General features: G+C 56.4%; 4 protein-coding genes. 3 read left to right on the plus strand and 1 reads right to left on the minus strand.

The genetic code is table 11. The features are described 5' to 3' along the window. The first annotated feature begins 128 nt into the window (after window positions 1-128). From ABEB26_RS26605 to ABEB26_RS26615, 3 genes are all read left to right on the plus strand, one after another. Complete coding sequence (locus ABEB26_RS26605; RefSeq protein WP_345725131.1) at window positions 129-536, plus strand: DUF6326 family protein; 408 nt, start codon at window positions 129-131, stop codon at window positions 534-536. A gap of 1,157 nt (window positions 537-1,693) precedes the next feature. Further along, window positions 1,694-2,896: a hypothetical protein gene (locus ABEB26_RS26610; protein WP_345725128.1), complete on the plus strand. Its 1,203-nt coding sequence runs from the start codon at window positions 1,694-1,696 to the stop codon at window positions 2,894-2,896. A gap of 273 nt (window positions 2,897-3,169) precedes the next feature. Then, entirely contained in the window at window positions 3,170-3,613 is a 444-nt protein-coding gene (locus tag ABEB26_RS26615; RefSeq protein WP_345725129.1) for a hypothetical protein, read from the plus strand. 123 nt (window positions 3,614-3,736) lie between these two features. Here the strand turns inward: ABEB26_RS26615 and ABEB26_RS26620 are convergent, their stop codons facing one another. Next, on the minus strand, window positions 3,737-3,916 hold the full coding sequence (locus ABEB26_RS26620) for a hypothetical protein (RefSeq protein ID WP_345725130.1): 180 nt from the start codon (window positions 3,914-3,916) through the stop codon (window positions 3,737-3,739). Window positions 3,917-4,274 lie beyond the last annotated feature (358 nt).

A 4,274-nucleotide genomic window follows, 5' to 3' on the forward strand; every position in this document is an offset into this window, starting at 1 on the left:
CGCGATATCACTGCAAAATGGGTCACGCTGCCAAACTGGGCACGGATTCGCAACCAATTGGCCATTCGCTTTGACGGACGCTTTCCGGGGTAATGGGGCGAAATACACAATCTACTTGACAGTCCCAGATCCCCGTCCAGGCGAAGCTCGCAGCCGCTTGGACCAGCTTCATGTTCCTCTACATCTATGTGGACTACTTCCACCTGTACAAGCCCGGAGCTATCGACCACATCCGGTCGGGTGTCATCTTTGAGTTCACCATCAGCCCAACGTATTTGACCATCGTCCTCGCGCTCGTGGCCATCCCAGCCCTTATGATCCTCCTCTCCAAGACCTTGCCCGCTCGTGCGAACCGCACAACGAACCTCATCGTGGCAGCGCTTGAAATCCCGTTCGCGGCCATCAACGCAGCGGGGGAATCCTGGGACTGGGCCTCCTTCTATGGCCTCTCCATCGGCATCGAGGTGCTCATTCTGGTATTCATCCTGCGTGCCGCGTGGACATGGCCCCGTGCGACGGATGGGATCACGCGTTAGCCCCTCCACGCCGCTTCATGTATTGCGGGTGGAAGCATCAAGTACGATAGCGAACAAGGTGGGGGCAGGAATCGTCAGCCTCTGCGACCCCTGCCCCCACCTTGTTCGCGCGTACTCGGTTAGCGCTCGCCTGGGCACGGCGACCAGCCATTGACCGTGATGCGGTTGCTCTTTCCCACTTTAACTGTCATACACTGGGGCTTCGGATCGCCTGCCTGTGTCCATTGAATCTTCGCCGTGGTCGAGGCCGTCAACACCACCGGATCACCCACCAATGCATAGGCCGTGTAATCATCGGTTCTGTCCTTCCCACGCAGGACCCGCTCCCAGCGCTCTGGCTCCCAGCCAATCATCGCCGTCGCCGTCGCCTAATCCTCCGCCACCAGCGCATCATTAACACGCGGTATAGCTGCTCGGTTGAGTTGTCCAAGTCGGCCCGTTACTGCTGTCCAACGGTCTGATTCTGCTTCATCAGCTTCATGCCCGTCTCCTTTAGCCCGTGCGAATAAAAGCTGTACTGGCCCCAACTCACACAGACTTGGGACTAACCTGCCTGATCGACAAAGGCCACGAGATCAATCCACGCCACAACCTGCGGCTGGATGGGTAGCCGGCCAAGGTTCAACGGTCTTGTACCTTCACTAGCACCGTATGTTTTTGGGCGGCATACCTTTGCTCATACGTTGGGCCACGCGGTCGGCCACGTTCCCCCAACACACCGCCAGAAAGTTGGTTTCCTCACGCCCTTCCCGACCCTCGCCACCCGGTACCCAACGGTGATTGGCGATCCGAAACGTGGTGAGCGAACTATAATCGTCACCTTGCTATAAAAAACGACATCACAAAACCACCCTGCTCGCAGATCAGCATGGATAAGAATCAGGAGAGAAAAAGACCCAGTAAAAGGCTCCTGCAGGACGCAGATAGCCCACTCCGGTACGCGACAGGGTTGCCAGGATGAGACTTTTTCGCCCCAAAATGAGACTTTTCGATGGCATGCTACGGCTATGCTGGAGAGGAGCGAAACGATGGACAACAACATTGCAGCAACGATGCCACCGATAGGCGCTGGCATACGGCTCATCGAATGAAATGTAGGATCGGGTGGCCGTGCTATCCGTATCCGCTGGTGTATGAGTGGTTTTGGAGGTATCCCAATGCAGACCCAACGGTTCAGTCTTCGCCTCGTCATCCTGCTCACCCTGTTGAGCATCACCATCCTGCCCGCCGCCGCCACCGCCGATTTTGATCTCCTCGATAGTCAAAACGTGACCGCCGTTGATCATGTATCAACCGCCAATGGAGGAACCTATAATGGTGGACAGGTCTATGTCGCCGCCACCAAACAAACCAGTAACAACAATGCCTTGCGGATCAATGGAATTTACACCAATGCGAACGGTACGATTAGCACGAACTTCGTGTTAACCGAAGGTCCTATTCAAGCTGTCGATGTGACCGAATATCGCGATAATATGGTGGTCGTCGCCGCGATTACCAGTCATCAACTCAAATTGATTGCCTTCAAAACCAATGCCACGGGAGCCAATCGGCTTGAGCGGCTTGGCGATACCGATGGGGTCGCGACCATTGCGGCCAGCATCAACTACGTCCATATCGTCCGCGTTGGCCCAACCCTGAACCCATCCCTCGTCTCCGCTGTCCAACTCAGCGATGGCCGTGCGCGCTTTGATGTCTGGACGCTCAGCCCTGATGGTCAGACCTTTACCCATCAGTCCACCAAAATTTCGGTAGGCCTCACCGGACAGATCGCCATGAGCGCCGATTACATTAAAAGCTCGCGCAACTTCGCCATGGCCGCCCAAGATGCCAACGATAATATGATCGTGACGCTCTGGAAGGTCGATGTTAACGGCGAGTTGCTGAAATTAGCCCAAAGTCCCCGCGGCGTGATTGGCTTTGCCGATATTTCCTTATCGGGCAATCGGATCTATACCGCCGCGACCAATACGGCCTCGCCGTTGGCCAGCGCCGAAATCGCCCGCTGGACCGTAGCCAGCTCGGGCAATCCCAGCCCAGCCCTGCCCAATGTGCTGGTCTATGAAGACGAAGCCACCCTCCCCGTCCTCTTTTCCGGCAAAGTCCAAGTGGTCGATCAAGGCAATGAGGTCGTGGTCGTGGGCCAAACAGGCAGTCAGACCGACAATAACGATTGGCAACGTCTGCGCTTTCTGACCTATACGTTTAACGGTAGCACGCTTAGCCTTGCCAACCCGATCAAAACCCTGACCAATAGTGCTGATGATTTCGATCTGGTCAAAAACGATAGTCGCTTCTTCATGGTGATTGATGGCTTTGCCAATGGTCAAGATAGTCATCAGCTGTGGCAGTATAACTAGCCCGCCTCGCCCGCAGCAGATCGGAATCGCACCGACAGGATGGGGTTGCCCCATCCTGTCGGTGCAAAGCAACCACACGGCCCATCGAGAGCATCATGGGGTTGCAGGAATCGCGGCCACTCCGCCCGATTCCCTGGATTCTCCGCCTTAATGCCCCCGCTTCCCCCCGCTTCCCCCCTGGCATTCCCTGCTTCACACCAAGGCCAATCCGCGCCATACTCCCCATGGCTTGGGCGAGTCCCCAAGGCCGTGTGTGTTTTCAGGAGGTTTCCCATGTCGCTTCATCGCGTCCTCGCTCGTCGGATCATAACCCTCGGCATGCTGCTCACCCTCGCGCTGGTTGCGGCCATCCCCACCGCCAGTCATGCGGCAACGCCATCCACCACCGTCCCCACCATGGGCGCACTCGCAGGCTGTACCGTGAGTGCCAGCAAACCGGTTCGTCAAGGCTTTACCAATACCGCTGGAACATGGGTGTCTGATGGGGTCGTTGGAACCGCCAGCGTCACCGGATGCCCGACCAATCGCACCATTACCGTGTACGTGACCATTCAGCGCACCAATGGTAGCTCCTATAATGGGTCGTACACCTGTTCCAATGCGCGATATTGCTCCGCGTGGATTGGTCAGCCCTATGTGTCAGGGCGCTGGACAACCTTTGGTTCGTCCAATCAAACAGGGAACACCTTGGCCGTCTCCGCCTACGCCGATCTCTAGCCCACCACCAACCCATCGCTGCCCATGCAGGGCAGCGATGGGTGTTTGCGAAAGCAGCAGTCCACACGGAAAAAAGGCTCCAGCAGAACGCAGGCAGCACGGGGATTAAGGAATCAGCCAGGCTTATTTGGAACGCTGGCGTTCTCCAAGCCACGACCACCAACTGACCAAGGCAATGATCAGCATCGCGGCAAGGCTCAACAGCAGATTGGTGGCGGGGTCGTCACGACCGGACAGCAGCGCGAAGGCAACCATCACAGCCAGGATGGTATAGACCCCACGAATAAGTGAGCGAAGGCGCATCGGCAGCCCCTTTGATGATCACTGTTTTAGTCGGCAATGGGTGGGACGGCGGGGAAACAAGGCTCCGCGCTATCGGTCTCCAACAAGAGCACGCTATACCAGGTCTGATCGGCATCCATACCGGACGCAACGTCCGCAGCGTAATCACCAGGATCGAGAATCGACAGGTTGATGGATAACCGACCCTTGTACCAAGTGAGCTGATCCGGAAACCGATCAATCCGTTTTGTCCTGATGTGGTCACGATTTAATGGATAATTATCTTATCCGCTCCACGCCGCTTCAATCATCGCGGGCGTTTGGTAGGCTAAGCTCGAATGTAGCCGTTGGCGATTATAAAAAATTTCGATGTATTCGA

It is taken from the genome of Herpetosiphon gulosus, from assembly GCF_039545135.1.
Classification (GTDB): Bacteria; Chloroflexota; Chloroflexia; order Chloroflexales; family Herpetosiphonaceae; genus Herpetosiphon; species Herpetosiphon gulosus.